Below are 23,228 nucleotides of genomic sequence, written 5' to 3' on the forward strand. Positions count from 1 at the left end.
CACTCTCCCGTCTCCGACTAGCGCCCGACATCAACTGCGCCAGCCTTCAACTGACCAGCCTTCAACTGCGCCCCTTCAACTCGCTTGACGAAATCGCCCATACGGACAACAAAGCCGCCATGCTGAATCAGACCAAACCGGATCCCGTTCGGTCGCCCTTGCTGGAAACGGCGCAAGGCATCCGCCACGGCTACTTCACGCGAGTCGGCGGCATTTCCAGCGGCATCTACCGGGGCCTCAACATCGGCACCGGCTCGAACGACGACCAGACGCTGGTGCGCGAGAATCGCCGCCGGGTCGCCGAATGGATGGGCGTGCCTGCAAACCATCTGCTGACCGCTCACCAGGTTCATTCGCCGGACGTCGTCATTGCCAGGGAGCCTTTTGCCGGCGAGCGGCCCAAGGCCGACGCCATTGTCACCGACCGGCCGGGCATTGCCGTCGGTGCCTCGACCGCCGACTGCGGACCGGTCCTCTTCGCGGACGCCGAGGCGCGTATTATCGGCGCCGCCCATGCCGGCTGGAAAGGCGCTTTCACCGGAGTGCTGGAAAACACCATCGCGGCAATGGAAAGCCTCGGCGCCCGGCGCGACCGCATCGTCGCAGTGCTCGGTCCTTCGATCGGCCGACGGAATTACGAAGTCGGACCGGAATTCGTCGCCCGTTTCGTCGACGCCGATGCCGGCAATGCTCGCTATTTCGCGCCCTCCGCAAATGCCGGACATGCGATGTTCGATCTCAACCGCTACACGGTCGACCGGCTGACCAAGGCTGGCGTCAACGCCGAAGGACTTGGCCGCTGCACCTATGCCGAGGAAGAGCTTTTCTACTCCTATCGGCGCAGCACGCATCGCAACGAGCCCGACTACGGGCGACAGGTTTCGGCAATCGTTTTGGAGGCTGACTGATGGCGCTGCATTTCGAACGCTCGGAATTCGACGCGCGGCGCGATCGACTGATGATCGAGATCGCCGAAAAGAAGCTCGACGCCGTCCTGCTGTTTGCCCAGGAAAGCATGTATTGGCTAACCGGCTACGACACCTTCGGCTTCTGCTTTTTCCAGTGCCTGGTGGTCAAGGCCGACGGCTCGATGGTGCTGCTGACGCGTTCGGCCGACTTGCGCCAGGCGCGCCACACCTCGATCATCGACAACATCGTTTTGTGGACGGACCGCAACGGCGCCAATCCGGCGGTAGACCTGCGCAATCTGCTCAACGAGCTTGACCTGCTCGGCGCCCGGATCGGCGTCGAATACGACACCCACGGCCTGACCGCCTATAATGGCCGGCGCCTGGACGAGCAGTTGCAGACCTTCGGGCAGATCGCGGATGCCTCCGGCATTGTCAGCCGGCTACGACTGTTCAAGAGCCCGGCAGAAATCGCCAAGGCGGAAAAAGCCGCAAATCTGGCCGACGACGCGCTGGACGCAGCACTGCCGCTGATCAAGCAGGGCGGCGATGAGGCGCTGATCCTCGCCGCCATGCAAGGTGCGATCTTTGCCGGCGGCGGCGATTATCCGGCCAACGAGTTCATCATCGGCTCCGGAGTCGACGCCCTGCTTTGCCGCTACAAGGCCGGTCGCCGCAAGCTCACCAAGAACGACCAGCTGACGCTCGAATGGGCCGGTGTCTTCCACCACTACCATGCGGCAATGATGCGCACGGTGTTGACCGGCAAGGTATCGAAACGCCACCAGGAATTGTTCGATGCCGCCCGCGCCGCGCTACTTGCAGTCGAGAAGGCGATGACGCCCGGTAATACGTTCGGCGACGTGTTCGACGCCCATGCCCGCACCCTCGAAGCCCACAATTTGACCAAGCACCGGCTCAATGCCTGCGGCTATTCGCTCGGCGCCCGCTTCACCCCGTCCTGGATGGATATGCCGATGTTCTATCAGGGTAATCCCGAACCGATTGCGCCGAACATGACGCTGTTCGCCCATATGATCATCATGGACTCCGAAACCGAAACCGCGATGACGCTTGGCCGCACCTATCTGACCACCGAATCCCAGCCGAAGCCGCTGTCCCGCCATGATCTCGACTTGATCGTGCAGTGAATCCATAATGGAAAGAGTGTGAGGGGCGTTCGTCGCCAAGGAGTTTTCAGGCTAATGAGACGATCGCATGTGACGACCGTGTCATTGCTCGTGGCGCTGGCACTGGCGGCCTGCACCAATGCGAAGGACGTTCTCGAACCCTCGGCCATTGCCCCGCAATCGACGCAATCGCTCTCCGGAGCCGGAGGTGCCGCAACGCCCCCCGCAACTCCGGCTCAGCCTGCCGGCACCGCGCAAACCGCAGATACAGCGCAGCCTTCCGCTGCAGCAGCCGTGCCGCCCGCCAAAAGCGCGGCTGCCATTGCGCGGACCCGGCTGCAGGTGGCGCCGATCGTCGGCGCCTCAGTAGAAGCCGCGACACCGCTGACCGCCGAGCTTCAGACACGCGCCAGGCAGCGCGGCATCACCTTGGCCGGCAGCACCGACCAGACCCCTACGCATGTGCTCAAGGGCTATTTCTCGACCATGACGGAAGGCAAGGACACCACCGTCATCTACGTCTGGGACATCTATGACCCGGCCGGCAACCGGCTGCATCGCATCAACGGCCAACAGAAGGCGCCCTCTGTTGGCGGCGGCGAAGGCTGGGCGGCGGTCGAGCCGGCGACCATGCAGGCAATTGCCGACCAGACAATCGACCAGTTCGCCACCTGGCTTGGCGGCGGCGCCGGCTGACCTGGAGCGTGATTCCGAAAAGTGGAATCCGGTTTTCGGAAAAGAGCATGCTCAGACTGAAAGTTAGAAGCTATCCCGATTCCGTCGGCATGGAACTGGCTCTATCGCCGCATGCTCAAGCCGTAAGCGTTTATTGAGATTAGCCGGCGGATTCCCATTCACGACGCTTGCAATACCGGCGCGGGCCGCTAAAAGCCCGACTAAGAGGCTGGAGTGCTATCGGAGTCTCTCAATCCTTCGCCAGGAACGGTGCATGAAGCTCTTCGCGGGCAATTCCAACAGGGTGCTGGCCGAATCAGTCGCCCGCTACCTCAACATTCCGCTGGGCAAGGCCAGCGTCAGGCGCTTCGCCGATCAGGAAATCTTCGTCGAGATCCAGGAGAATGTGCGCGGCGAGGACGTCTTCATCCTGCAGTCCACCTCGTTCCCGACCAACGATCATCTGATGGAACTGCTCATCATGATCGACGCCTTCATGCGCTCTTCGGCCAAGCGCATCACTGCGGTTATTCCTTATTTCGGCTATGCCAGGCAGGATCGCCGTGCCTCGGGCCGCACACCGATCTCGGCCAAGCTGGTCGCCAACATGATCACGAGGGCGGGCGTCAACCGGGTGCTGACCCTGGATCTCCATGCCGGCCAGATTCAAGGCTTCTTCGACATCCCGACCGACAATCTGTTTTCCGTGCCGGTCATGGCCCGCGACGTAAAAGCGAAATACAAGCAGCTTGCCAATGTCATGGTGGTGTCGCCGGATGTCGGCGGCGTGGTCCGCGCCCGCGCGCTCGCCAAGCGCATCGACGCCCAGCTTGCCATCGTCGACAAGCGCCGCGAGCGCCCCGGCGAATCGGAAGTCATGAACGTCATCGGTGACGTGCGCGGCAAGGATTGCCTGTTGATCGACGACATCATCGATTCGGGCGGCACGCTGTGCAATGCGGCCGATGCGCTGCTTGCCGACGGCGCCACCAGTGTCACCGCCTATACTACCCATGGCGTTTTGTCCGGCGGCGCCATCGCCCGCATCGGCGCCTCGAAACTGCAGGAACTGGTCATCACCGATTCCATCCAGCCGACCCAGGCAGTGCTGGACGCCGCCAATATCCGCGTCATCTCCATCGCCGAATTGATGGGCGAGGCGATCTCGCGCACGGCGACCGAGGAATCGGTGTCGAGCCTGTTCGATTGATGCGTGTCGCGCAAAGTGCAGCGGTTTTGCGATAACGACATGCATAAAATCAAGAACCCAAAGCGCCTCGCATGAGGCCGGTCGAACGCGACGCCCTTCAGGGCTGCGACTCAGGCCGAGCCGGACCGCTTATTCGTCGCACACCTTCGCCAGCATCACGGGCGCCCCGCATGTAACCGCGTGGCGAGGCTCCCAGCATGCGCTTGAACATGGTGATGAACGCCGGCACGCTGTCATAGCCGAGATCGAGCGCCACCCTCGTGATCGGCTCGCCGTCGGCCAGCCGTGGCAGCGCCGCGAACAGACAGGCCTGCTGACGCCAGGTCGACAGCGACAATCCGGTCTGGCGGTGGAACGCGCGGGTGAAAGAGCGGCGGCTCATGCCGACGATAGCGGCCCACTCGTCGATCGTCGCATGCGGTGACGGTGCCGAGACGAAGCGCCGGCACAGCGTCGCCAGCCTTGCATCGGACGGGAACGGAAGGCCGAGCGGCCGTTCCGGCAGGTTCGGGATTTCGTGCAGCAGGAGCTTCATGATCAGCCCGCCCCGCCCCTCCAGCTCGGCGCCTTGCGGCAGCTTTTCCGATTCCACGATCAGGCTGTGCATCAGGTCGGTGATGCCGACGACACGCAACCCGTCCGGCAGGCCGGGAATGGCCTCCGGCATCACATAGACGGACCGCATGCTGACGTCGCCCAGCATCTCGACGGAATGTTCGGTGCCGGCGGGGATCCACATCGCGTGGTCCGGAGGCACCATCCAGCGCCCATGCCGCGTCGTCACCAGCACGACACCGACCAGCGCGTGCAGCAACTGGCTGCGGCTATGATGGTGCCGTGGCACATGGTAGCCGTCCGGATATTCGGTCGGCAGCGCCACTGCCGGCCCTACGGCCTGCTCCAGCCATTGCCAGCGACGCTCATGCAACAGCCCGAGATCGGTGTCGCCCGCTCTGAACATTTCCCTGCCATGCGGCATCAGCTATGGCCCACTTGCGAAACTATTGGACCAAACCACGAAAGAAGTCGCGTGACAAGCAACGTATAAGGCTGCGGCCTATAAGACCGCCTGCGGAAGCGCCCGCTAAAAAGACCACGGAGCCTGCCTTGACCGATACCACAGCAACCGCCGACGCCAAGCCGGCAGCGGCCAGCCACATTTCAGCTCAGGCGACGGCCTTCACCGTCATCCTGGCGGTGAGCTTCTGCCATTGCATCAACGACATCATGCAGTCGCTGCTGTCGGCGATCTATCCGCTGCTGAAGGACAATTACGGTCTCGATTTCTGGCAGATCGGCCTTTTGACTTTCACCTTCCAGGTGACGGCATCCTTGCTGCAGCCGGTGATCGGCATGATTACCGACAAGCGGCCGATGCCTTATTCGCTGCCCTACGGCATGGCTTCTTCGCTGATCGGGCTGGTCGTGCTGGCCTATGCCGGACATTACTCGCTGCTCCTCATCGGCGCCTCGCTGATCGGCATCGGCTCGGCGATCTTCCACCCGGAATCCTCGCGCATCGCCCGCTTCGCCTCTGGTGGCAGGTTCGGTCTGGCACAGTCGCTGTTCCAGGTCGGCGGCAATTTCGGCCAGGCCATGGGTCCGCTGCTGGCAGCTTTCATCGTCGTGCCCTTCGGCCAGACCAGCATCGCCTGGTTTGCCGGCGGCTCGCTGATCGGCATCATCGTGCTGTGGCAGGTTGGCGGCTGGTACAGCCGCCTGCGCGCCGCACAGGGCACCCGCAAGGGGGCAGGCTTCGTCTCGCCTTTCCCGCGCCGCAAGGTCCTGGGCGCGCTGGCGATGCTGACCTTGCTGGTATTGACCAAGAACGCCTACATCGCCAGCCTGTCCAGCTACTACACCTTCTATGCCATCCATAAATTCGGCGTTTCGGTGCAGATGTCGCAAGTCATGCTGTTCCTGTTCCTCGGCGCCTCGGCCCTGGGCATCCTGCTCGGCGGCCCGTTCGGCGACCGCTACGGACAGAAGGCGATGATCTGGTTCTCGATCGTCGGCGTGCTGCCCTTCACCCTGGCCCTGCCCTACGCCAATTTCGAGTGGACAATGGTTCTCACCGTGCTGATCGGCCTGATCCTGTCCTCGGCCTTCTCGAACATCGTCGTCTTCGCGCAGGAACTGGTGCCCGGCCGCGTCGGCATGATCGCCGGCATCTTCTTCGGCTTCGCCTTCGGCATGGGCGGCATCGCCGCCGCCGTGCTTGGTGTCGTCGCCGACATGAAGGGCATCGATTTCGTCTTCCAGGTCTGCTCCTATTTGCCGCTGCTCGGGCTGCTGACGGTTTTTCTTCCCAACATGAAGGAGGCGAGGAAGCTCAAGGCGGGGACCACGATCGGGTGAAGTTTGGGTTGGACTTCGGCTTCCCCGCCCACCGGGCAGCGCGAAATTCGGTTCTCGACATAGACTTCGAGCCGGTCAGGGCCGCCGCGTAGCGACATCGCGGCCATTGGCTGACACGCTCCGTCATCTGAACTTGAAAGCACGCGTCGCCCGCATCAGCCGGAATGCCTGCTCGGCAGCGTTCGCCAGCAGCGTGTCGGCGTCACGGATCGCGTCTTCGAGGGAACACGGTCGGCACAGAATGCTGAAGAAGGCATCGATGCCGATGTCGTGGGTCGCCTCTGCACCTGCTCCGATCGTTCCGGCCAAGGCGATGACAGGCAGATTGTGACGTTTCGCGCGCCGGGCAATCTCGGCTGGTATCTTTCCAAAGCTCGTCTGACCATCCAGGCCACCCTCGGCTGTCATGACGATGTCGGCGTTTGACAGCCGATGATCGAGATCCATATACCGCAGAATCAGGTCGAAGCGCGGATGCAGCCGGGCCCCAGCAAAGGCGTGAAGTCCGGCGCCGAGTCCCCCGGAAGCTCCTCCGCCGACAAGCGGCGTCACGTCGACGCCGAGGTCGCGGCGAACGACGTGAGCGACATTTTCCATGCCCTGCTCGAGCAAAACCACCTGGTCAGGTGTTGCACCCTTTTGCGGGCCGAACACCCGGGCGACGCCTCTCTCGCCGAGCAGCATGTTGTAGGGATTTACCGCGACGTCGATACGAACATTCGAAAGGCGATGATCACGACTGGAAAGATCGACACGAGCTAGCGATGAGAGGGCCGAGCCGCTCCCCGAAATGGGACGGCCGCCGCCATCGAGCAGACGCACGCCTAATGCTTGGGCCATGCCGGTTCCTGCATCGTTGACACCCGAGTCACCGCAGCCGATCAGAATTCTTTCCGCGCCAAGATCGAGCGCAAAACGAATCAACTCACCAACCCCATAACTTGTAGTGCGGGTCGGGTCACGCATGTCCGTGGGGACGAGCCGGAGCCCGGCAGCCGCCGCGATTTCCAGAACTGCTGTCCGTTTCTTTCTTCGCCCGAGAAAACCGACATTGGCCGCCACGGGTTGTCCCACCGGTCCCGTCACTGTGACGGAATGCAGCTCGCCATCAGACAATTCAACAAGGGTCCGCGTAAAATCCTCGCCGCCATCCACCATTGGAAGGCCCAGGATCTTTGCTGTCGGAACGGCATTGCGAACGCCCCGCGCCAATGCAGCGATGACATCACGAACCCCGAGGCTCTCCTTAAAGCCGGAGGGTGCGACCAATACTCGAAGCCGTCTTCGTTTCGTCAATCCTTTCTTTTTCGACATTCTACGGCTCTCCAGGAAGTTGCAGATGGAGCGTGTTGAGCAGGGCTCCGGTGGCTGGCCACACGGCGACCGCGAACACGACGATGAGGATGAACTGCATCGGCAGCAGGATTGAGCTGAGCAAGGCGAGGTCTTTCGGGCCGTAGCCTTCCTCGTCGACCCCCGCGAAAAGCGCCACCGGTTTCGCGCAGATCGCGAGGGTTTGGCAAAAGCCAGTCGCCGAGACGAGGACAAACATTGCAAGGAGAGGGTCGAGCCGCGCTGTCGATGCGAGCATTAGCGCCGGGGGCAGCAGCACCGAGACACGCGCCGTGCGACTGTGGATCACGAGATGACTGAAAAGCCCAAGCAAGGCTAATAAGGAGATAAGCGCCAACGGGCCCAAGCCGGTGCCGCGCAGTGGATCGACCGTCGTCTCGATCAACCACCGATTGAGGCCTGATGCCGTCAGGCCGTCTGCCAAGCAGATCGTCGCCGCCAGAAACAAGAGCAGCTTCCACTCCGCACTCTTGATTGCATCGCCAAACGCCACGGAGCCGACTCCAGGAAGCGTGGCCAAGAGAGCGCCGCCAAGAGCGATAACGGTGGCATCAAGTCCGTGGACAGGTTCGGTCAGCCACGCGATGACAACCCCGCCGGCGATCCAGAGTATCGGCTGCCGTGCCAATCCGGCACCGCCACTAGTCACCGTCGTTGGCTGCAAAAGGGTCATCCGCCGTTCGACCGGCGACAGGAAAAGCCGGAGCAGGCATTCGACCGAAAGGAAGGTGCTCACGGCCGCAAACGGCAGGCCGAAAGCGATCCATTCCAGATAGCTTACTTTCACACCCCAGAGGCGGCCGACCATTTCGATCGCCAGCAGATGGGCACCGGCGCCGACGGGCGATGCAATGGCCGAGAGCAGGATAACAGTGGGGAACAGCAGCGCGAAGGCCCTTCGCAACCGGGCGCTTCCACAGCGTCCCGCGATCGCCTGATAGGCGGGATCATCAAAGCTGCGCGACCTGAGGTCGACGGAATGACGAAGGCTGTGGCGATCATGACGGCCGTCAAGGAATAGGCGATTGCGCGAACCGATCGCATGCGCCCCGTCACGAGGCCGAGAACGCGATCTGCGACTCCACTCGCCTTGATGGTGGCCGCCAATATGAAGGAGGCAAGCAATAGCCAGATCAACTCATCGCCAAGCGCATGAAACAGCGCGCCTGGATCACGGTTGACCAGCAGCGCCATTGCCAATCCGGCGGCGATTGCAACGAAGGCATCGTCGAACCGCGTTAAGGTCCACCCGATGATCGCGACAAGCAGGATCTCGAGCGCTCGCCGGGCGTCGGACGGGAGCGCGGGGAGGCCGAATTCAATGATGGCCACACACAGGGATACACAGGTTCCGATCAGTGCGGCTCGCCATATCGGCCAGAGCACCGGCGATGTCCTTTCCCGAAGGGTGGCGTCACTGTCGGTCCGAAAATCTACTTGTGCCAACCGAAACCTCGTCTAGTTCGTCGCCAACGGCGATGAGGGCGTCGCACACCCTCCGCTCGAACTTAGGAGGTTCCGATTAGACGCTTGGGAGAGCTCCGGTTAGAATTTGGTGAGAGGCATTATCCGATCGCCGGCAGGATTACCGCATGACCGTTCGAGGCCGCATCTTCCTATTTCAAATCGTCATTCTCGCCCTTGTCGGACTGATTTCAGGACTGGCATTCGCAACACTCCAGCTGACAGAGGAATTCGTCCGCCGAATCGACAGCGTCCACGGGCGGTTCGAGGCGCTCGCCGAACTCAATGGGCATGCCAACAATTACACCGAGCAACTCGCTGAAGTCTTGCTGCTTGGGCCCGAGCAAATGCCGGATTTCGAAGCGGCACGAGAAGCAGTGAAAACTATAAGCTGGAGGGCGCCACTCGCGAGGAACTCGGCGCTCTCGGATATTGGAGCGATAGACACTAGGAGGAGGCCGAACTCAGATTCGTCGGCCGCATCAACGCGCTGTTTGAGGCGATCGATCGGGCCGCCCAGCGACTGTTTAGCCAGCGAACAAAGGGGGATCCAAAGGGCATCGTAGACGCCTTCCGCAACGATGTGGAGCATCGACTGGAGAACGATCTCGAAGAAATGATTGAAGCCGCTTTGCACGAGGAGCGCAGGGAGGTTGGAGAGGAACTCGCCGGCGTCCGTGGCGCACAATGGCGACTGCTACTGCTGACCGGCGGCTTCGCTACGTTGCTCATGCTAGGCAGTCTGGGGTTCGGCCTCGTCCTGCGACGATCAATCGCCACACCTGTGCGTGAACTGAACGAAAGCGCCAAAGCCATCGCTGCAGGCAAGCTCGACCATCGCGTTTCCGCGACCGGACGCGACGAGTTCGCTTCCCTCTCGCGAAGTTTCAACAGCATGGCCGAGGCTCTCGAGATCGAACGTGCTGCTCTGATTTCGGTACAGGACCGCTTGGAGGCGGAGGTTCAGTTGCGCACCCGTGAACTGCGGAAAGCCAATGAGCAACTGAGAGCGATCGATAGCCGACGCACACAATTTTTTGCGGAGGCAAGCCACGAACTCCGCACGCCGTTGACGATTCTCCGCGGAGAGGCCGACGTTGCCCTCCGCGGCCAACCGCGTGTTCGACCTTACCGCGAAGCTCTGAGCCGAATCCGCAATTGCGCTGAAGATATGGCTCGCAACCTGGGGGACCTTCTGGCATTCGCCCGCTCCGAAGCTGAAAATTTCAGGTTCTCCTTGCACAACATCGATACCGGTGAGGTTGTGAAGGCGGCCGTTCAGGAGGCTTCCGTACTCGCAGGTCCCAAGCAGATATCCGTTAATCTGTCGCTCAACACAGATCATTGCCTCATTCGGGGTGACGCCCTGCGCCTAAAGCAAGCGCTGCTGATCGGCTTCGACAACGCCATAAAGTACTCAAAGCCATATCAGACGATAGCAGTCGAGATGGCTGAGCGTCATGGAATGCTTGAGATCGCCATCCGCGACAACGGTTCAGGGATCGATGCCAACGATCTCCCGTTCGTGTTTGACCGTTATTATCGCGGGCGTGTCGGCGGGAGGTCCGCAGCCGATGGCCTTGGTGTTGGCCTCGCGATCGCCAAGGAGATTATAGACGGGCACAATGGCACAATCGGCCTTGAAGGAATTGAGCCTTCGGGAACCCTCCTCAGAATCAGACTGCCGCTGGTACATCGCACCCATGATTCGAATCCTGATCGTTGAAGACGACCGGCGTGTCTCCGACTTTCTCCGCCGGGGGTTGGAGGCCGAAGGCTTCCACGTGAGTGTCGCGGAGGATGGTCGCGAGGGACTAGCCATTATTCGTACGGATCCATTCGATCTCGTGATCCTGGACCGTCTGCTTCCCTACCTGGACGGCCTTGAGCTGTGCCGGATCGTGCGATTGGAGCAGCGGCCGGTTCTCATCCTGATGCTGACCGCGAAGGAGACAATTCAGGATCGCGTAGATGGGCTCAAGGGCGGTGCCGACGATTACCTGACGAAACCGTTTGCGTTTGATGAACTGGTGGCCAGGATTGACGCGCTGCGCCGACGCCGTCAGGGTGCAGTGGATCGGCAGTTGCTTCGAGTGAGCCGCCTCAATCTCGACAGGAGCGCTCGTCGTTTTACGGACGGCGACCGGGAAATCAGCCTTACCCGACGCGAATTCGACCTTCTGTATTTCCTCATGCTCAATGCGGGGAAAGTGGTTAGCCGCGAGCGCATCCTCAACAATGTCTGGTCATACAGCTTCGAACCCGGGACGAAGATCGTGGAGGTATACATTCGCTATCTACGTGCGAAGCTCGGGCCGGATGCATCGGCTAGCATTCAGACGGTTCGTGGGATCGGCTACATGCTGGTCGAGCGGAAGCCATAGAAGGTAGAGCGAACCTCTTTATCGCACCGTTCTCGCCACTCGCTGGAAGCCTTCCCTTCCGCAACGCCGCTTCCACCGACGAATAGGTGTTCATTGGCCTCCCTTCCATGCTTCCGGCGAGCGCCGTCCAGCCACCGTGGGCATTGCCCCGCCGGGGTCCCAGCTTTCCATTTATATTCGGGCCCGGCCCGGCGACGCCGATTTGGCGGCCGTTAACCGCTTTCGTAATTCACGCCCTCTACCCCCAGGCCTGCAGCCGCCCAGTCGGGCAAGCCGCCTTCGAACCGGCGCGAGGCCCAGCCTCGTGCCCTGAGGATTGCCAAGGCGTCGGCCGACAGAACGCACTGGACTCCACGACAATAGGCGACAACGACCTTCTCCCGTGGGAGCGCCGCAAGCCGCTGCTCCAACTCGTCGGCGGGAATGTTGATCGCACCCGGCAAATGCCCCGCTACGAATTCGTTCTGCGGCCTGACATCGAGCAGCACGACTTCGTCGTTTCGCATGCGGCGCACGAGTTCCTCGCGCGAGATGTTTTCCAACCTGTCCGGCTGGCTGATCCTATCGTTGATAAACTCACGGATCTGCTGGCGTCTGTGGTTTGCAAGATTTCGCAGCGCCGCAAGCACGTTTTCGATTGGGCCATCTGCAAGCCGGTACAGAACGCGTTTTCCGTCTCGCCGGGTCTGCACCAAGCCCGCTCGCTTGAGGTGCTGAAGATGCTGCGACGTATTCGCTAACGCGATCCCGGAAAGTTGCGTCAGTTGTTCGACGGCCAGTTCGCCATCGGCAATGTGACGCAACAGAACCAGCCGGTGGGCATGCCCCAAGGTGCGGGCGAGATCCGCTATTTCGTCGAAGATTGGGTGGTGAACGTCCGCGCTTTTCATGTGACATGGCTAGCATCACTCAATCAATCAATCAATATGTTGAATGATTGATTCTTTCTGGCTAGTGTCTGACAGGTGAAACAGGAGATGCCAAAATGTTGGAGTTCGTTGTCCGTGCGGCCGTCATTGGAATCGGCGCGACAGCCCTGATGGATCTCTGGGGATGGTTTCTGAAGCGAATGTTCGCGATTCCACCGCTTGATTACGCCTGGGTCGGCCGCTGGATCGGGCACTTTCCACATGGACGTTTTGCACATGCGAATATCGCACAAGCTGCCCGCGTTCGCGGCGAAACCGCCATTGGATGGAGTGCGCATTACGCGACCGGCATCGTATTTGCCGCAGCGCTGATTGGAGTGTGGGGCCTCGACTGGGCACGGCACCCGACAGTGCTTCCGGCCCTGTTGATCGGCGTCTGCACCATCGTCGCCCCGTTCTTCGTGATGCAACCGGCTTTTGGGATCGGCATCGCGGCTTCGAAAGTTCCCAATCCGCGCACTGCGCGCCTGCGCAGCCTTATGGCCCATCTGTCTTTCGGGGTTGGGCTGTACGTTGCAGCATTGCTTTCGGCACTGCTACTTCCGGCCTGATGGGACACGGTCCATCCCTGGCGCCCTTCCGCCCGCTTGCACCTCGCGCCGCCTTCCGCTATAGAGCCGCCACCCGCGTAGACACCCTTGGAGGCAACGCGGCGGAAGGCCGCCTTCCCGCATGATCCCGAAAAGTGGATTCCGGTTTTCGGACCAGGTCATGCGTTAGCTATGTCGGCTTTCGACGTTTACGGCCCAGCCACGCTGACCGTGAGCGCTCCAGAACAACGCGAAAGGAAATGCCATGAGCCACGATACTTACGAGCTCAAGGCCGAAGCGCGCGAACAGGTCGGTAAGGGGTCCGCCCGTGCAGTTCGCCGCAACGGTAAAGTGCCTGCAGTGATTTACGGCGACAAGCAGCCTCCCCTGGCGATTGCGCTGACCTACAAGGACATCTACTACAAGATCCATGGCGGCGGGTTTCTGACCACGGTCGCCACGATCGATGTCGACGGCAACAAGATCCAGGTTCTGCCCAAGGATTTTCAGCTCGACCCGGTCAAGGATTTCCCTGTCCATGTCGATTTCCTGCGCATCGGCAAGGATACCGAAGTCAACGTCGATGTGCCCGTGCACTTCATCAATGAAGACAAGTCGCCCGGCATCAAGCGCGGCGGCGTGCTCAACATCGTGCGCCACGAGGTCGAGTTCCACTGCCCAGCCAATGCGATCCCGGATTTCATCACCGTCGATCTCACCGGTACCGATATCGGCGATTCCATCCACATTTCGGCCGTCACCTTGCCGGCCGGCGTCAAGCCGGTGATCTCCGACCGCGACTTCACCATCGCGACCATTGCCGGCTCCTCGGCGATGAAGCCGGAGGCTGCGGAAGAGACGACTGAAGCGGCTGCGCCCGAAGCGGCTCCTGCCGCCGAAGAGAAGTAACCCCTTCCCGCCCGGAGGCGACGATGCTTGTCTTTGCAGGCCTCGGCAATCCGGGCGCGAAATACGCCAACAACCGGCACAATGTCGGCTTCATGGCGGCGGACGCGATCGCCCGCCGCCATTCCTTTTCGCCCTGGTCGAAGAAATTCCAGGGTCTGATCGCCGAAGGCACGCTTGCCGGCGAAAAGGTGATCCTGATCAAGCCGCAGACCTTCATGAACCTGTCCGGCCAGTCGGTCGGCGAAGCCTTGCGCTTCTACAAGCTCGGCCCTTCGGCGCTGACTGTCTTTTATGACGAGATCGACCTTGCCGCCGGCAAGGTGCGGGTCAAGGTCGGTGGCGGTTCCGGCGGCCACAACGGCATCCGCTCGCTCGACCAGCACGTCGGCAAGGATTTTCGCCGTGTGCGCATCGGCGTCGGCCATCCCGGCGTCAAGGAAATGGTGCACGGCCATGTGCTTGGCGATTTCGCCAAGGGCGACCGCGAATGGCTGGACGTGCTGCTCGACGCAATCGCCGATGGTGCCGGATTGCTTGCCAAGGGCGACGACAATTCGTTCATGAACCGCGTGACGCTGGCGCTGCGCGACAAGCTCACGCCGACGGACGACGACGATCGCCCGCCGCCCAAGGCGCCAAAGGCGCAAAGCCACGTCCGCCAGGCGCGGCCGCAGCAGCCGGCGGCCAAGCTGCCCGAAACCGGCCCGATGGCGGCCATGCTGAAGAAGCTTTTTGGCGGCAAGGACTGAGCCATGGATCTGGATGACATTCAGGAATTGGTCCGTCTCATCAGACAGAAGTATGTTGATTATTTCGTCGCCGCTGCCGGCGAACTTGCTCGCAACAGCCAAGGATCGCATGCGACCGAAATCAAGTTTTCGAACGTCGATTCCTTCTATCGAAATTTCATCGCGGTTGATTTCGTCAGTAATGACGGACAGCCAAATCCGCAATTCATCAACAGCGATTCCTATGTGAAATTCTCTCCGGATATTCACGCCGGGATGGGTGGAATGGATGTCCTCATCTCACCTTTCAGGTGGGATGAGGCTCATTTTAAATTCCCTATAAATGAGCTCGACGGCGATCTCTTCGACGAATGGTTTCGCGGCTGGTTCGATATCGATGGCGAGCGTGAAACATCAGAGACCGTCGGAAACGTCATTCACAGTGCGCAATTGCTCGACGGGCAACTGACCATCGATTTCGGAACCGCTGAGGTCGACGCGTTCTGGCATCTTCTACAAATACTGAGCAGGTCCGGCGTTCGTTCGTTGGCGATAGGCACCGATGACATCGCGCAGCGTCTGAATTGAATTGCGCCTTGACGATCATCGGCGCTTTCGCCCATAGCCCTGCTCAAATTTCGATTTCCCGATAGGACCAGACAAAAATGGGTTTCAAATGCGGCATCGTTGGCTTGCCCAATGTCGGCAAGTCGACGCTCTTCAATGCGTTGACCAGGACGGCGGCGGCGCAGGCCGCCAATTATCCGTTCTGCACCATCGAACCGAATACCGGCGAGGTGGCGGTGCCCGACCCGCGCCTGCAGAAGATCGCCGCGATCGGCAAGTCGAAGGAGATCATCCCGACCCGCATCTCGTTCGTCGACATTGCCGGCCTGGTGCGTGGCGCCTCCAAAGGCGAAGGGCTTGGCAACCAATTCCTCGCCAACATCCGTGAGGTCGACGCCATCGTCCATGTGCTGCGCTGCTTCGAGGATGACGACGTCACCCATGTCGAGGGCCGCATCGATCCTGTCGCCGATGCCGAGACCGTCGAGACCGAATTGATGCTTGCCGACCTCGACAGCCTCGAGCGCCGTATCGTGCAGATCCGCAAGCGTGCCGCCGGCAAGGACAAGGAAGCAGCGACCGTACTTCCGATGATGGAAGCGGCGCTTGAACTGTTGCAGGCCGGCAAGCCCGCCCGCATCCTGCTCAACGGCATCTCGGCTGAGGATCTGCGCATCCTGCAGGGGCTGAATCTCTTGACCTCACACCCGGTGCTTTACGTCTGCAACGTCGCGGAAGCCGATGCCGCCACCGGCAACGCGCATACCAGGGCGGTCGAGAAGATGGCCGCCGCGCAAGGTGCCCGCACCGTTGTGATTTCCGCGGCGATCGAGGCCGAGGTCGCCCAGCTCTCGGACGAAGAGGAAATGGAATTCCTGGCAACGCTCGGTCTGGACGAACCCGGCCTGAACAAGGTCATCCGCGCCGGCTACGAGCTGCTCCAGCTCATCACCTACTTTACCGTTGGCCCCAAGGAGACACGCGCCTGGACCGTGCACAAGGGCGCCAAGGCGCCGCAGGCGGCAGGCGTCATCCACACCGATTTCGAGCGCGGCTTCATCCGCGCCCAGACCATCGCCTATGACGACTTCGTCAGGCTGGGCGGCGAAGTGGCGGCCAAGGAGGCCGGCAAGGCGCGCGACGAAGGCAAGGAGTATGTCGTCCAGGACGGCGACATCATGCTGTTCAAGTTCAACACCTGACCCGGCGAGGGAGCCCGATGGTCACCATTGCCGTCGCTCGATGACAAACTTCAAAGCAGGGTGTCGCAGTGCCTCTTGCGCTGCTTGACGGGCCATCGTGCGGGGTCTAAGGGGCCTCTGCACCGGCCTCGCGCCTCGCCTGCCCGTGTCCGTGCGATGTGACTGACGCGCCCCCTCCAAACGAACGCTCTTTGGCAACAGCAAGGGAGACCCGGCGATGATCAAGGCCTTCGTCGTCGACAATGATCGCCTGCGCCTGGTCGACGATCTCTTGCAAAACAGCGACACTGTCGTCTGGGTCGACCTCTTCAACCCGACAAAGGAAGAAGAGACTTCAATCGAGACCTGGCTCGGCGTCGCCGTTCCGACCCGCGAAGAGATGGAAGAGATCGAGATCTCGAGCCGTCTCTACGTCGAGGACGGCGCCTACTTCATGACCGCCATTCTGCCTGCGCAGACCGAGGTGAACGATCCGTTGATGTCGCCGGTTACCTTCGTGCTCGCCGGCAGCAGGCTGATCACCGTGCGGTACCACGAACCGAAGGCGTTCAAGACCTTTCCGCTGCGCGCCGAAAAGGTGGCGACCGGTTGCACCAGCGGTGACACCATCCTGATCGGACTGCTGGAGGCGATCGTCGACCGCCTCGCCGACATTCTGGAGCGCGCCGGCCGCGACGTCGAGGCGATCTCGCGCGACATCTTCGAGGCACGCTCGACCAAGGTTTCCAAGCGCAACCGCGACTTCCAGGAGCTGTTGAAAGGCATTGGCCGCAAGGAGGACCTCGCCTCCTCGATCCGCGACAGCCTGATCTCGCTGCAGCGCCTTGCCGGCTTTCTCGCCCATGCCTCCACGCAAAGCAGGATGAGCAAGGACACCCGCGCTCGCATCAAGACCTTGTCGCGCGACGTGCTGTCGCTCGCCGACCACGCCACGTTCCTGTCGCAGAAGATCAGCTTCCTGCTCGACGCGACGCTCGGCATGATCTCGATCGAGCAGAACGCCATCATCAAGATCTTCTCCGTCGCCGCTGTCATCTTCCTGCCGCCGACGCTTGTCGCTTCGATCTACGGCCTGAATTTCGACATCATCCCTGAGCTCAAATGGCACTTTGGCTATCCCTTCGCCATCGGCATGATGGTGCTTTCGGCAATCCTGCCCTTCTGGTATTTCCGCCGCCGCGGCTGGCTATAGGGTCGTCAATACCGCGCTGCGGCTTGGGCGCAGCGGGCTGGCGCAATAGAAATTGCTTGACCAAATGCCACGCTGCCTGCATCCGGGACCCGGACCCGTAGCGATCGTACAATCCTGAACAGGATTTCCAGACCATGACCGCAAAGACCTGGGCTTATGAGGATTTTATCGAGGGCGCTTCGCTCGACCTCGGCACCAAGCTGGTAAGTGCCGCCGAAATCATAGAATTCGCCGGTGAATTCGATGCCCAGCCGATGCATCTCGACGAGGCCGCGGGCCAGGCCAGCATTCTCGGCGGGCTGGCGGCTTCGGGCTGGCACACCTGCGCCATGTTCATGCGCATGCTGTGCGATGCCTTCCTGCTCGACTCGACCTCGCAGGGCGCGCCGGGCGTCGACCAGGTCAAATGGAAACGGCCAGTCCTGGCCGGCGACCTGTTGACCGGCAGCACCACCGTCCTTGCCAAGCGACTGTCCAGATCGAAACCCCGCCTTGGCTTGGTGACCATGCGCAGCGAGTTGTTCAACCAGCGCGGCGAAGGTGTTTTCGAGCTCGAAAACACCGTCATGTTCCTCACCCGCGAGGGCAGTGCGTGAGCCTCGACGAATTCTTCTGCATCGGTATCACCGTCACGCTCGGTTCACATCGATTCGAACCGGAGGCGATCAAGGCGTTCGCCCGCAAATACGACCCGCAGATATTCCATATCGACGAAGAGGCGGCGAGGAACAGCATATTCGGCGGGCTCTGCGCCTCGGGCTGGCACACCGCCGCCACCTGGATGAAATTGAACCTCGAGGCTGGCATAGAGGCAGAGGTCGCCCGCTGGCCCGGTCCTGGGCCGGTGCCGGAATTCGGCCCCTCGCCCGGCTTCAAGAACCTCAAATGGCCCAAACCTGTCTATGCCGGGGAAACCGTGACTTTCACCCGCACCGCGCTGGCCCATCGCCCCATCGCCTCGCGACCGGGCTGGCGGCTGCTGACGCTCCGCTCGGAGGCCTTCGATTCGACCGGCGACAAGGTCATCGAATTCGAAAGTGCCGTGCTGGTGAAGGTGGAATGAGCGGAGTTCTTTCCCTCTCCCACAGGGGAGAAGGAAGAAACGCTCAATGCCCCTCAAACCCGATCAGCGTCCTCACCGGTACGCCGAGCGCCTCTAACCTCTCTCGGCCGCCAAGGTCCGGCAGGTCGATGACGAAGCAGGCGGCGAGGATATCGGCGCCGATCTGCCGCAATAGCTTGACGGCCGCCTCGGCCGTGCCGCCGGTGGCGATCAAATCGTCGACGAGGATTACCTTCTCGCCTGGAGAAACACCGTCCTTGTGCATCTCCATCTCGTCCAGCCCGTATTCCAGGCTGTAGGCGACGCGCACCGTCTCGTAAGGCAACTTGCCCTTCTTGCGGATCGGCACGAAGCCGGCCGAGAGCTGGTGGGCGATGGCGCCGCCGAGGATGAAGCCGCGCGCCTCGATGCCGGCGATCTTGTCGATCTTGAGGCCGGCATAGGGATGCACCAGTTCGTCGATGGCGCGGCGGAAGGCCCGCGCATTGCCGAGCAGCGTGGTGATGTCGCGAAACAGGACCCCCGGCTTGGGATAATCCGGAATGGTGCGGATCGCGGCAAGCAGCGTCTCTTCGAGCGAGGATTTCATCAAGCGGCTCTCCGGGCCTTTCAGATTCGGCTGAAGACGTGAAGGGAATTGGCCAATCGTAACCCGGTGCAGCCAAGTCCGGCTACCGCCATGTGACGCCTGACGGAAAATTGTCCGGCAAAGGGCGTGCTCAGCGACGGCTGCAATAAATCGAAATGCCTGCAATGAAAAGGGCGCCTTTCGACGCCCTCCCGGTCTCGTGTGTTGCCGGGCTCAGTGCGCCACGCCGGCCCACACCTTGCGCTTGGTCAGGTAGACCAGTGCGCCGAACAGCAGCAGGAAGACCAGTACGCGAAAGCCGGTCTTCTTGCGGTCCTCGAGATGCGGTTCGGCCGCCCACATCAGGAAGGCCGACACGTCGCGAGAATACTGGTCGACCGTCTGCGGCGCGCCGTCATCATAGGTAACCTGGCCGTCGGAGAGCGGCTTCGGCATCTTCAGCGACACACCGGACAGGAAGTACGGATTGTAGTGCGTGCCTTCCGGTATGACCATGCCCGCCGGCGGCTGCTGGTCGTAGCCGGTCAGCAGCGAGTGGATGTAGTCGGGACCGCCCTGGGCATATTGCGTGAAGATGTCGAAGACGAAGCGCGGGAAGCCGCGTTCAACGCCGCGCGCCTTGGCCAGCAGCGACATGTCGGGCGGTGCTGCGCCGCCATTGGCCGCCGCCGCCGCTTCCGCATTGGGGAACGGCGCCGGGAAATGGTCGGACGGCTTGCCGGGGCGATCGAACATGTCGCCGGCATCGTTCGGGCCGTCGTGGATCGTGTATTCGGCCGCCAGCGTCTTGATCTGCGCATCCGAATAGCCAAGGCCTTCCAGCGTGCGGAACGCCACCAAATTCATCGAATGACAGGCTGAGCAGACTTCCTTGTAGACCTTCAGCCCGCGCTGCAACTGGGCCTTGTCGTAGGTGCCGAACGGCCCGGCGAAGCTCCAGTCCATTTCCTTTGGTTCGTGTATCGGGAAATGCGTCGGCGCCGCCTCGTTGTGCGCCTCTTCCTGGGCGCGCGCTCCAGTGCCTGTGGCCCCAATGCCCGCGGCCACAAGGCCAAGCAGCGCCAGCGAGGTGAGAATCTTCTTCATGCAAATCCCCTTGAGATTCTCTGACGCGCTGTCATCGTCTCGAGCATGATCTTGTCCGAAAACCGGTTTCCACTTTTCGGGATCATGCTCAGCCTTTGGTTTCCGGCGCGGCCGTGGCGCCGGCAGGATGTCCACCGCTACCCTTGTTCTTCCCGAGCACCGCCTCGGTGATCGAATTCGGCAGCCGCCGCGGCGTCTCGATCAGCCCAAGTACCGGCAGCGCTACCAGGAAGAAGGCGAAGTAGAACAGCGTCGCCATCTGCGCCATGAACACATAGCTGCCCTCGGCCGGCTGCGAGCCCAGCCAGCCGAGCAGGATGGCGTCGGCCACGAACAGCCAGAAGAACAGCTTGTACCAGGGCCGGTAGACTGCCGAGCGCACCTTCGAGGTGTCGAGCCACGGCACCAGGAACAGCATGACAATCGCGCCGAACATGCAGAGCACGCCGCCGAGCTTGGAGTTGATGGGCCCGATATTGAAGGTGATAGCGCGCAGGATCGCGTAGAACGGCAGGAAGTACCATTCCGGCACAATGTGGGCCGGCGTCTTCAGGGGGTTGGCAACGGTGTAATTGTCCGGATGGCCGAGATAGTTCGGCAGATAAAAGACGAAATAGGCGAAGACGAACAGGAACACGATCATGCCGAACCCATCCTTGATGGTCGCGTAAGGCGTGAAGGCGAGCGTGTCGGTCTTCGATTTGACCTCGATGCCGGTCGGATTGTTCTGGCCGACGACGTGAAGCGCCCAGATGTGCAGCACGACGACGCCGGCGATCATGAACGGCAATAGGTAATGCAGCGCAAAGAAACGGTTCAGCGTCGGATTGTCGACCGCGAAGCCGCCGAGCAAAAGCTGCTGGATCCAGTCGCCGACCAGCGGGATGGCGGTGAAGAAGCCGGTGATGACGGTGGCGCCCCAGAAGCTCATCTGGCCCCAGGGCAGCACATAGCCCATGAACCCGGTCGCCATCATCAAGAGGTAGATGATGCAGCCGAGGATCCACAGCAACTCGCGCGGCGCCTTGTAGGAGCCGTAGTAGAGGCCACGGAAAATATGGATGTAGACGGCGACGAAGAAGAACGACGCGCCGTTCGAATGCAGATAGCGCAGCAGCCAGCCCGAATTGACGTCGCGCATGATCTTCTCGACCGAATCGAAGGCGAGAGTGCTGTCGGCCGCGTAGTGCATGGCCAGCACGATACCGGTCAGGATCTGCGCCGCCAGCATGAGCGCGAGAATGCCGCCGAAGGTCCAGGCGTAATTCAAATTGCGCGGCACCGGATAGGCGATGAAGCTGTCATAGACCAGCCGCGGCAGCGGCATGCGCGAATCGAACCAGCGTCCGATGCCGGTCTTGGGCGTATAGGTCGAGTGTCCCTCGCTCATGGAAATATCCCTTGCCTCAGCCGATACGGATCTTGGTGTCGGAAATGAACTGGAACACCGGCACCGCCATGTTCTCGGGCGCCGGCCCCTTCCGGATGCGGCCGGCGGTATCGTATACTGAACCGTGGCACGGGCAGAACCAGCCGCCGAAATCGCCTTCCTGGCCGAGCGGGATGCAGCCGAGATGGGTGCAGACCTGGATCATCACCATCCAGGCTTCCTTGCCCGGCGTGGTGCGGTTGGCGTCGGTTGCCGGGGCGTCGGCCGGCAAATTGGCGTTGCGGGCGATTGGATCCTTGAGCTCGGCGAGATTGACCGCCTCGCCGTCCTTCATCTCTTGCTCGGTGCGGTTGCGCACGACCACCGGCTTGCCCCGCCACTTCACAACGAGCGACATTCCTGGCGTCAGCGAAGAGACGTCGACCTCCACCGAGGCAAGGGCCAGCGTCGAGGCATCCGGACGCATCTGATCGATGAACGGCCAAGCGACAGCGCCCGCGCCGACCACCGCCGCCATGCCGGTGGCGACGTAGAGAAAATCACGACGGTTGGGATCCTGGGTGTCGGTTGCGCTCACGGGTGCCTGATCCTTTCGTCTCTTCCGTGCCGGCGGCCGAGCCTGTTCCCCGCTCAATCACGCCGGCCCGACAGCGCATGGCGAACAGGCTAGCGAATTCCTCCGGCATTTGGGACTTGGGTTTATGCGTGAAGCCTGTTTTTGTCCAGACGGGTGAAGGCACAAGGGCAGATTGTCGCGGGGACGTAATTTGCCCAGCGGAACGATTGGAAAACAGCAGCAAAACCAAACGGCTGCGCTCACCTCGACAGCGGACGCTGGCCCGGTTTATCCTCGCCCTATGGCGCATGTCATAGACCGCGACAAGTGGGCCGAAGCGCCCGACCACTGGCCCGACCACTGGCAGGGCGAGCTGCAATGCGGCGCCTACGGCTCCAACAGCTGCCTGATCTTCAACTACCTGCCCGAGATCGGCGGCGGCCCCAGGCTGCACAGCCACCCCTATTGCGAGATTTTTATCATCCGGACCGGGACCGGCCTGTTCACCGTCGGCGACCGGCAGATCGAGGCCACAGCCGGCCAGATCCTGATCGTGCCGCCGAACACGCCGCACAAATTCACCAATCTCGGGCCAGGCCCGCTGGAAACCACCGACATACACGAGAACGGCAGCTTCATCACCGAGTGGCTGGAATAACGCTTCCCAAACCAGTTCCGGTTCGGATCATGCGCTAGCGCCGAGCCTGGCCAGCACGGCCTTGGGAATGTTGTATTCCCGGATCACCGCGTCGTGCTTGCGCAGGCCGCAGAGTTCGCGCTGGATGAAATACCCGTGCACCGCTTCGGCTGCATCCCTGAGCAGCCGGGCACGGTCGACACTGTCGCAATTCTCGCGCAGCCTCGTCAATGTTTCCTCGACGCGCCGGCCGGCGCGGCCGAGCGCTGCCGCCTTTTCACCGAGGATTTCATGGCCAAACAGGTCCAACGCGCTCTCCTGCGCGCCGGACCGTCCGAAATTCGATGGCATTCTCACCGCCATGATT

General features: G+C 61.6%; 27 protein-coding genes. 17 read left to right on the forward strand and 10 right to left on the reverse strand.

Features of this window, described 5'->3' with window-relative positions:
• The first annotated feature begins 119 nt into the window (after positions 1-119).
• The 4 genes from pgeF to NKI29_RS21945 all read left to right on the forward strand — a co-directional run bounded on the left by pgeF (position 120) and on the right by NKI29_RS21945 (position 3,923).
• The gene (pgeF, locus tag NKI29_RS21930) at positions 120-908 is read left to right on the forward strand and encodes a peptidoglycan editing factor PgeF (protein ID WP_352680834.1); all 789 of its coding nucleotides are present in this window, start codon (positions 120-122) and stop codon (positions 906-908) included.
• The gene (locus NKI29_RS21935; RefSeq protein ID WP_023678425.1) at positions 908-2,059 is read left to right on the forward strand and encodes a M24 family metallopeptidase; all 1,152 of its coding nucleotides are present in this window, start codon (positions 908-910) and stop codon (positions 2,057-2,059) included. Before pgeF ends, NKI29_RS21935 begins: the two co-directional genes overlap by 1 nt.
• Positions 2,060-2,113: 54 nt before the next feature.
• Entirely contained in the window at positions 2,114-2,734 is a 621-nt protein-coding gene (locus NKI29_RS21940; RefSeq protein WP_352568005.1) for a hypothetical protein, read from the forward strand.
• Between the two features lie 253 nt (positions 2,735-2,987).
• On the forward strand, positions 2,988-3,923 hold the full coding sequence (locus NKI29_RS21945; RefSeq protein WP_023678427.1) for a ribose-phosphate pyrophosphokinase: 936 nt from the start codon (positions 2,988-2,990) through the stop codon (positions 3,921-3,923).
• A gap of 97 nt (positions 3,924-4,020) precedes the next feature.
• Here the strand turns inward: NKI29_RS21945 and NKI29_RS21950 are convergent, their stop codons facing one another.
• The gene (locus tag NKI29_RS21950) at positions 4,021-4,902 is read right to left on the reverse strand and encodes an AraC family transcriptional regulator (RefSeq protein WP_023678428.1); all 882 of its coding nucleotides are present in this window, start codon (positions 4,900-4,902) and stop codon (positions 4,021-4,023) included.
• Positions 4,903-5,030: 128 nt separating this feature from the next.
• Between NKI29_RS21950 and NKI29_RS21955 the strand changes: the two genes are divergently transcribed.
• Positions 5,031-6,281 (forward strand): MFS transporter, encoded by a 1,251-nt coding sequence (locus tag NKI29_RS21955; protein ID WP_352568006.1) that lies wholly within the window; start codon positions 5,031-5,033, stop codon positions 6,279-6,281.
• A gap of 123 nt (positions 6,282-6,404) precedes the next feature.
• On the opposite strand, the gene NKI29_RS21960 is transcribed toward NKI29_RS21955, so the two are convergent.
• Genes NKI29_RS21960 through NKI29_RS21970 form a run of 3 tightly spaced genes read right to left on the reverse strand, consistent with a single transcriptional unit; the run spans position 6,405 to position 9,020 of the window.
• Positions 6,405-7,595, reverse strand: a complete 1,191-nt coding sequence (locus NKI29_RS21960) for a glycerate kinase family protein (RefSeq protein WP_051406170.1) — start codon at positions 7,593-7,595, stop codon at positions 6,405-6,407.
• 1 nt (position 7,596) lies between these two features.
• Positions 7,597-8,442 (reverse strand): SLC13 family permease, encoded by an 846-nt coding sequence (locus NKI29_RS21965; protein ID WP_352797223.1) that lies wholly within the window; start codon positions 8,440-8,442, stop codon positions 7,597-7,599.
• On the reverse strand, positions 8,418-9,020 hold the full coding sequence (locus NKI29_RS21970) for an anion permease (protein ID WP_352797225.1): 603 nt from the start codon (positions 9,018-9,020) through the stop codon (positions 8,418-8,420). Before NKI29_RS21970 ends, NKI29_RS21965 begins: the two co-directional genes overlap by 25 nt.
• A 206-nt stretch (positions 9,021-9,226) precedes the next feature.
• Here NKI29_RS21970 and NKI29_RS21975 point away from each other — a divergent pair, with 206 nt between their 5' ends.
• The 3 genes from NKI29_RS21975 to NKI29_RS21985 are packed head-to-tail and all read left to right on the forward strand — an operon-like array spanning position 9,227 to position 11,482.
• Complete coding sequence (locus NKI29_RS21975; RefSeq protein ID WP_352797229.1) at positions 9,227-9,664, forward strand: hypothetical protein; 438 nt, start codon at positions 9,227-9,229, stop codon at positions 9,662-9,664.
• A gap of 50 nt (positions 9,665-9,714) precedes the next feature.
• The gene (locus NKI29_RS21980; protein ID WP_352797232.1) at positions 9,715-10,824 is read left to right on the forward strand and encodes a sensor histidine kinase; all 1,110 of its coding nucleotides are present in this window, start codon (positions 9,715-9,717) and stop codon (positions 10,822-10,824) included.
• Positions 10,802-11,482, forward strand: a complete 681-nt coding sequence (locus NKI29_RS21985; protein ID WP_023678433.1) for a response regulator transcription factor — start codon at positions 10,802-10,804, stop codon at positions 11,480-11,482. The genes NKI29_RS21980 and NKI29_RS21985 overlap by 23 nt, the downstream gene beginning before the upstream one ends.
• 212 nt (positions 11,483-11,694) lie before the next feature.
• On the opposite strand, the gene NKI29_RS21990 is transcribed toward NKI29_RS21985, so the two are convergent.
• Positions 11,695-12,372 (reverse strand): ArsR/SmtB family transcription factor, encoded by a 678-nt coding sequence (locus NKI29_RS21990; RefSeq protein WP_031212133.1) that lies wholly within the window; start codon positions 12,370-12,372, stop codon positions 11,695-11,697.
• Positions 12,373-12,467: 95 nt separating this feature from the next.
• On the opposite strand from NKI29_RS21990, the gene NKI29_RS21995 reads away from it, so the two are divergent.
• The 8 genes from NKI29_RS21995 to NKI29_RS22030 all read left to right on the forward strand — a co-directional run bounded on the left by NKI29_RS21995 (position 12,468) and on the right by NKI29_RS22030 (position 18,603).
• On the forward strand, positions 12,468-12,962 hold the full coding sequence (locus tag NKI29_RS21995; protein ID WP_023678437.1) for a DUF2938 domain-containing protein: 495 nt from the start codon (positions 12,468-12,470) through the stop codon (positions 12,960-12,962).
• Positions 12,963-13,206: 244 nt separating this feature from the next.
• Positions 13,207-13,851, forward strand: coding sequence for a 50S ribosomal protein L25/general stress protein Ctc (locus tag NKI29_RS22000; protein WP_352469743.1), 645 nt, complete (start codon positions 13,207-13,209; stop codon positions 13,849-13,851).
• Positions 13,852-13,874: 23 nt separating this feature from the next.
• Positions 13,875-14,600: an aminoacyl-tRNA hydrolase gene (pth, locus tag NKI29_RS22005; protein WP_352568009.1), complete on the forward strand. Its 726-nt coding sequence runs from the start codon at positions 13,875-13,877 to the stop codon at positions 14,598-14,600.
• 3 nt (positions 14,601-14,603) lie between these two features.
• A complete protein-coding gene (locus tag NKI29_RS22010) occupies positions 14,604-15,167 on the forward strand; it encodes a hypothetical protein (protein WP_352568010.1) in 564 nt (187 codons plus the stop codon).
• Between the two features lie 77 nt (positions 15,168-15,244).
• Complete coding sequence (gene ychF, locus NKI29_RS22015) at positions 15,245-16,348, forward strand: redox-regulated ATPase YchF (RefSeq protein ID WP_352568011.1); 1,104 nt, start codon at positions 15,245-15,247, stop codon at positions 16,346-16,348.
• Between the two features lie 217 nt (positions 16,349-16,565).
• On the forward strand, positions 16,566-17,540 hold the full coding sequence (corA, locus tag NKI29_RS22020; protein ID WP_352797234.1) for a magnesium/cobalt transporter CorA: 975 nt from the start codon (positions 16,566-16,568) through the stop codon (positions 17,538-17,540).
• Between the two features lie 134 nt (positions 17,541-17,674).
• Positions 17,675-18,136: a MaoC family dehydratase gene (locus NKI29_RS22025; RefSeq protein ID WP_352568012.1), complete on the forward strand. Its 462-nt coding sequence runs from the start codon at positions 17,675-17,677 to the stop codon at positions 18,134-18,136.
• Positions 18,133-18,603: a MaoC family dehydratase gene (locus NKI29_RS22030; protein WP_023678444.1), complete on the forward strand. Its 471-nt coding sequence runs from the start codon at positions 18,133-18,135 to the stop codon at positions 18,601-18,603. The genes NKI29_RS22025 and NKI29_RS22030 overlap by 4 nt, the downstream gene beginning before the upstream one ends.
• Before the next feature lie 43 nt (positions 18,604-18,646).
• On the opposite strand, the gene NKI29_RS22035 is transcribed toward NKI29_RS22030, so the two are convergent.
• The 4 genes from NKI29_RS22035 to petA form a co-directional block, all read right to left on the reverse strand.
• Complete coding sequence (locus tag NKI29_RS22035) at positions 18,647-19,192, reverse strand: adenine phosphoribosyltransferase (protein WP_023679476.1); 546 nt, start codon at positions 19,190-19,192, stop codon at positions 18,647-18,649.
• 213 nt (positions 19,193-19,405) lie between these two features.
• Positions 19,406-20,278, reverse strand: a complete 873-nt coding sequence (locus NKI29_RS22040; protein WP_023679477.1) for a cytochrome c1 — start codon at positions 20,276-20,278, stop codon at positions 19,406-19,408.
• An 88-nt stretch (positions 20,279-20,366) separates the two neighbouring features.
• Positions 20,367-21,668 (reverse strand): cytochrome b, encoded by a 1,302-nt coding sequence (locus tag NKI29_RS22045; protein WP_352568013.1) that lies wholly within the window; start codon positions 21,666-21,668, stop codon positions 20,367-20,369.
• A gap of 16 nt (positions 21,669-21,684) precedes the next feature.
• Positions 21,685-22,245: a ubiquinol-cytochrome c reductase iron-sulfur subunit gene (gene petA, locus NKI29_RS22050; protein ID WP_023679478.1), complete on the reverse strand. Its 561-nt coding sequence runs from the start codon at positions 22,243-22,245 to the stop codon at positions 21,685-21,687.
• 280 nt (positions 22,246-22,525) lie between these two features.
• On the opposite strand from petA, the gene NKI29_RS22055 reads away from it, so the two are divergent.
• Positions 22,526-22,882 (forward strand): cupin domain-containing protein, encoded by a 357-nt coding sequence (locus NKI29_RS22055; protein WP_023679479.1) that lies wholly within the window; start codon positions 22,526-22,528, stop codon positions 22,880-22,882.
• 27 nt (positions 22,883-22,909) lie between these two features.
• Here NKI29_RS22055 and NKI29_RS22060 read toward each other — a convergent pair whose 3' ends face one another.
• Complete coding sequence (locus tag NKI29_RS22060; RefSeq protein ID WP_352568014.1) at positions 22,910-23,224, reverse strand: DUF6665 family protein; 315 nt, start codon at positions 23,222-23,224, stop codon at positions 22,910-22,912.
• Between the last annotated feature and the right edge of the window lie 4 nt (positions 23,225-23,228).

The sequence above is a fragment of the Mesorhizobium sp. M0678 genome (assembly GCF_040320505.1).
Taxonomy (GTDB): Bacteria; Pseudomonadota; Alphaproteobacteria; order Rhizobiales; family Rhizobiaceae; genus Mesorhizobium.

Excerpts from the sequence above, each read along its gene's own strand:
- NKI29_RS21995 (WP_023678437.1), top strand. The coding sequence starts at position 12,468 with ATGTTGGAGTTCGTTGTCCGTGCGGCCGTCATTGGAATCGGCGCGACA.
- NKI29_RS22035 (WP_023679476.1), bottom strand. The coding sequence starts at position 19,192 with ATGAAATCCTCGCTCGAAGAGACGCTGCTTGCCGCGATCCGCACCATT.
- NKI29_RS22025 (WP_352568012.1), top strand. The coding sequence starts at position 17,675 with ATGACCGCAAAGACCTGGGCTTATGAGGATTTTATCGAGGGCGCTTCG.
- NKI29_RS22010 (WP_352568010.1), top strand. The coding sequence starts at position 14,604 with ATGGATCTGGATGACATTCAGGAATTGGTCCGTCTCATCAGACAGAAG.
- NKI29_RS21980 (WP_352797232.1), top strand. The coding sequence starts at position 9,715 with ATGATTGAAGCCGCTTTGCACGAGGAGCGCAGGGAGGTTGGAGAGGAA.
- NKI29_RS21985 (WP_023678433.1), top strand. The coding sequence starts at position 10,802 with ATGATTCGAATCCTGATCGTTGAAGACGACCGGCGTGTCTCCGACTTT.
- NKI29_RS22055 (WP_023679479.1), top strand. The coding sequence starts at position 22,526 with ATGGCGCATGTCATAGACCGCGACAAGTGGGCCGAAGCGCCCGACCAC.
- NKI29_RS22040 (WP_023679477.1), bottom strand. The coding sequence starts at position 20,278 with ATGAAGAAGATTCTCACCTCGCTGGCGCTGCTTGGCCTTGTGGCCGCG.
- ychF (WP_352568011.1), top strand. The coding sequence starts at position 15,245 with ATGGGTTTCAAATGCGGCATCGTTGGCTTGCCCAATGTCGGCAAGTCG.
- NKI29_RS21945 (WP_023678427.1), top strand. The coding sequence starts at position 2,988 with ATGAAGCTCTTCGCGGGCAATTCCAACAGGGTGCTGGCCGAATCAGTC.
- pth (WP_352568009.1), top strand. The coding sequence starts at position 13,875 with ATGCTTGTCTTTGCAGGCCTCGGCAATCCGGGCGCGAAATACGCCAAC.
- NKI29_RS21965 (WP_352797223.1), bottom strand. The coding sequence starts at position 8,442 with ATGGTCGGCCGCCTCTGGGGTGTGAAAGTAAGCTATCTGGAATGGATC.
- NKI29_RS21975 (WP_352797229.1), top strand. The coding sequence starts at position 9,227 with ATGACCGTTCGAGGCCGCATCTTCCTATTTCAAATCGTCATTCTCGCC.
- NKI29_RS21960 (WP_051406170.1), bottom strand. The coding sequence starts at position 7,595 with ATGTCGAAAAAGAAAGGATTGACGAAACGAAGACGGCTTCGAGTATTG.
- NKI29_RS21950 (WP_023678428.1), bottom strand. The coding sequence starts at position 4,902 with ATGCCGCATGGCAGGGAAATGTTCAGAGCGGGCGACACCGATCTCGGG.
- NKI29_RS21935 (WP_023678425.1), top strand. The coding sequence starts at position 908 with ATGGCGCTGCATTTCGAACGCTCGGAATTCGACGCGCGGCGCGATCGA.
- NKI29_RS22060 (WP_352568014.1), bottom strand. The coding sequence starts at position 23,224 with ATGGCGGTGAGAATGCCATCGAATTTCGGACGGTCCGGCGCGCAGGAG.
- NKI29_RS21990 (WP_031212133.1), bottom strand. The coding sequence starts at position 12,372 with ATGAAAAGCGCGGACGTTCACCACCCAATCTTCGACGAAATAGCGGAT.
- NKI29_RS21940 (WP_352568005.1), top strand. The coding sequence starts at position 2,114 with ATGAGACGATCGCATGTGACGACCGTGTCATTGCTCGTGGCGCTGGCA.
- corA (WP_352797234.1), top strand. The coding sequence starts at position 16,566 with ATGATCAAGGCCTTCGTCGTCGACAATGATCGCCTGCGCCTGGTCGAC.
- NKI29_RS22045 (WP_352568013.1), bottom strand. The coding sequence starts at position 21,668 with ATGAGCGAGGGACACTCGACCTATACGCCCAAGACCGGCATCGGACGC.
- pgeF (WP_352680834.1), top strand. The coding sequence starts at position 120 with ATGCTGAATCAGACCAAACCGGATCCCGTTCGGTCGCCCTTGCTGGAA.
- NKI29_RS22000 (WP_352469743.1), top strand. The coding sequence starts at position 13,207 with ATGAGCCACGATACTTACGAGCTCAAGGCCGAAGCGCGCGAACAGGTC.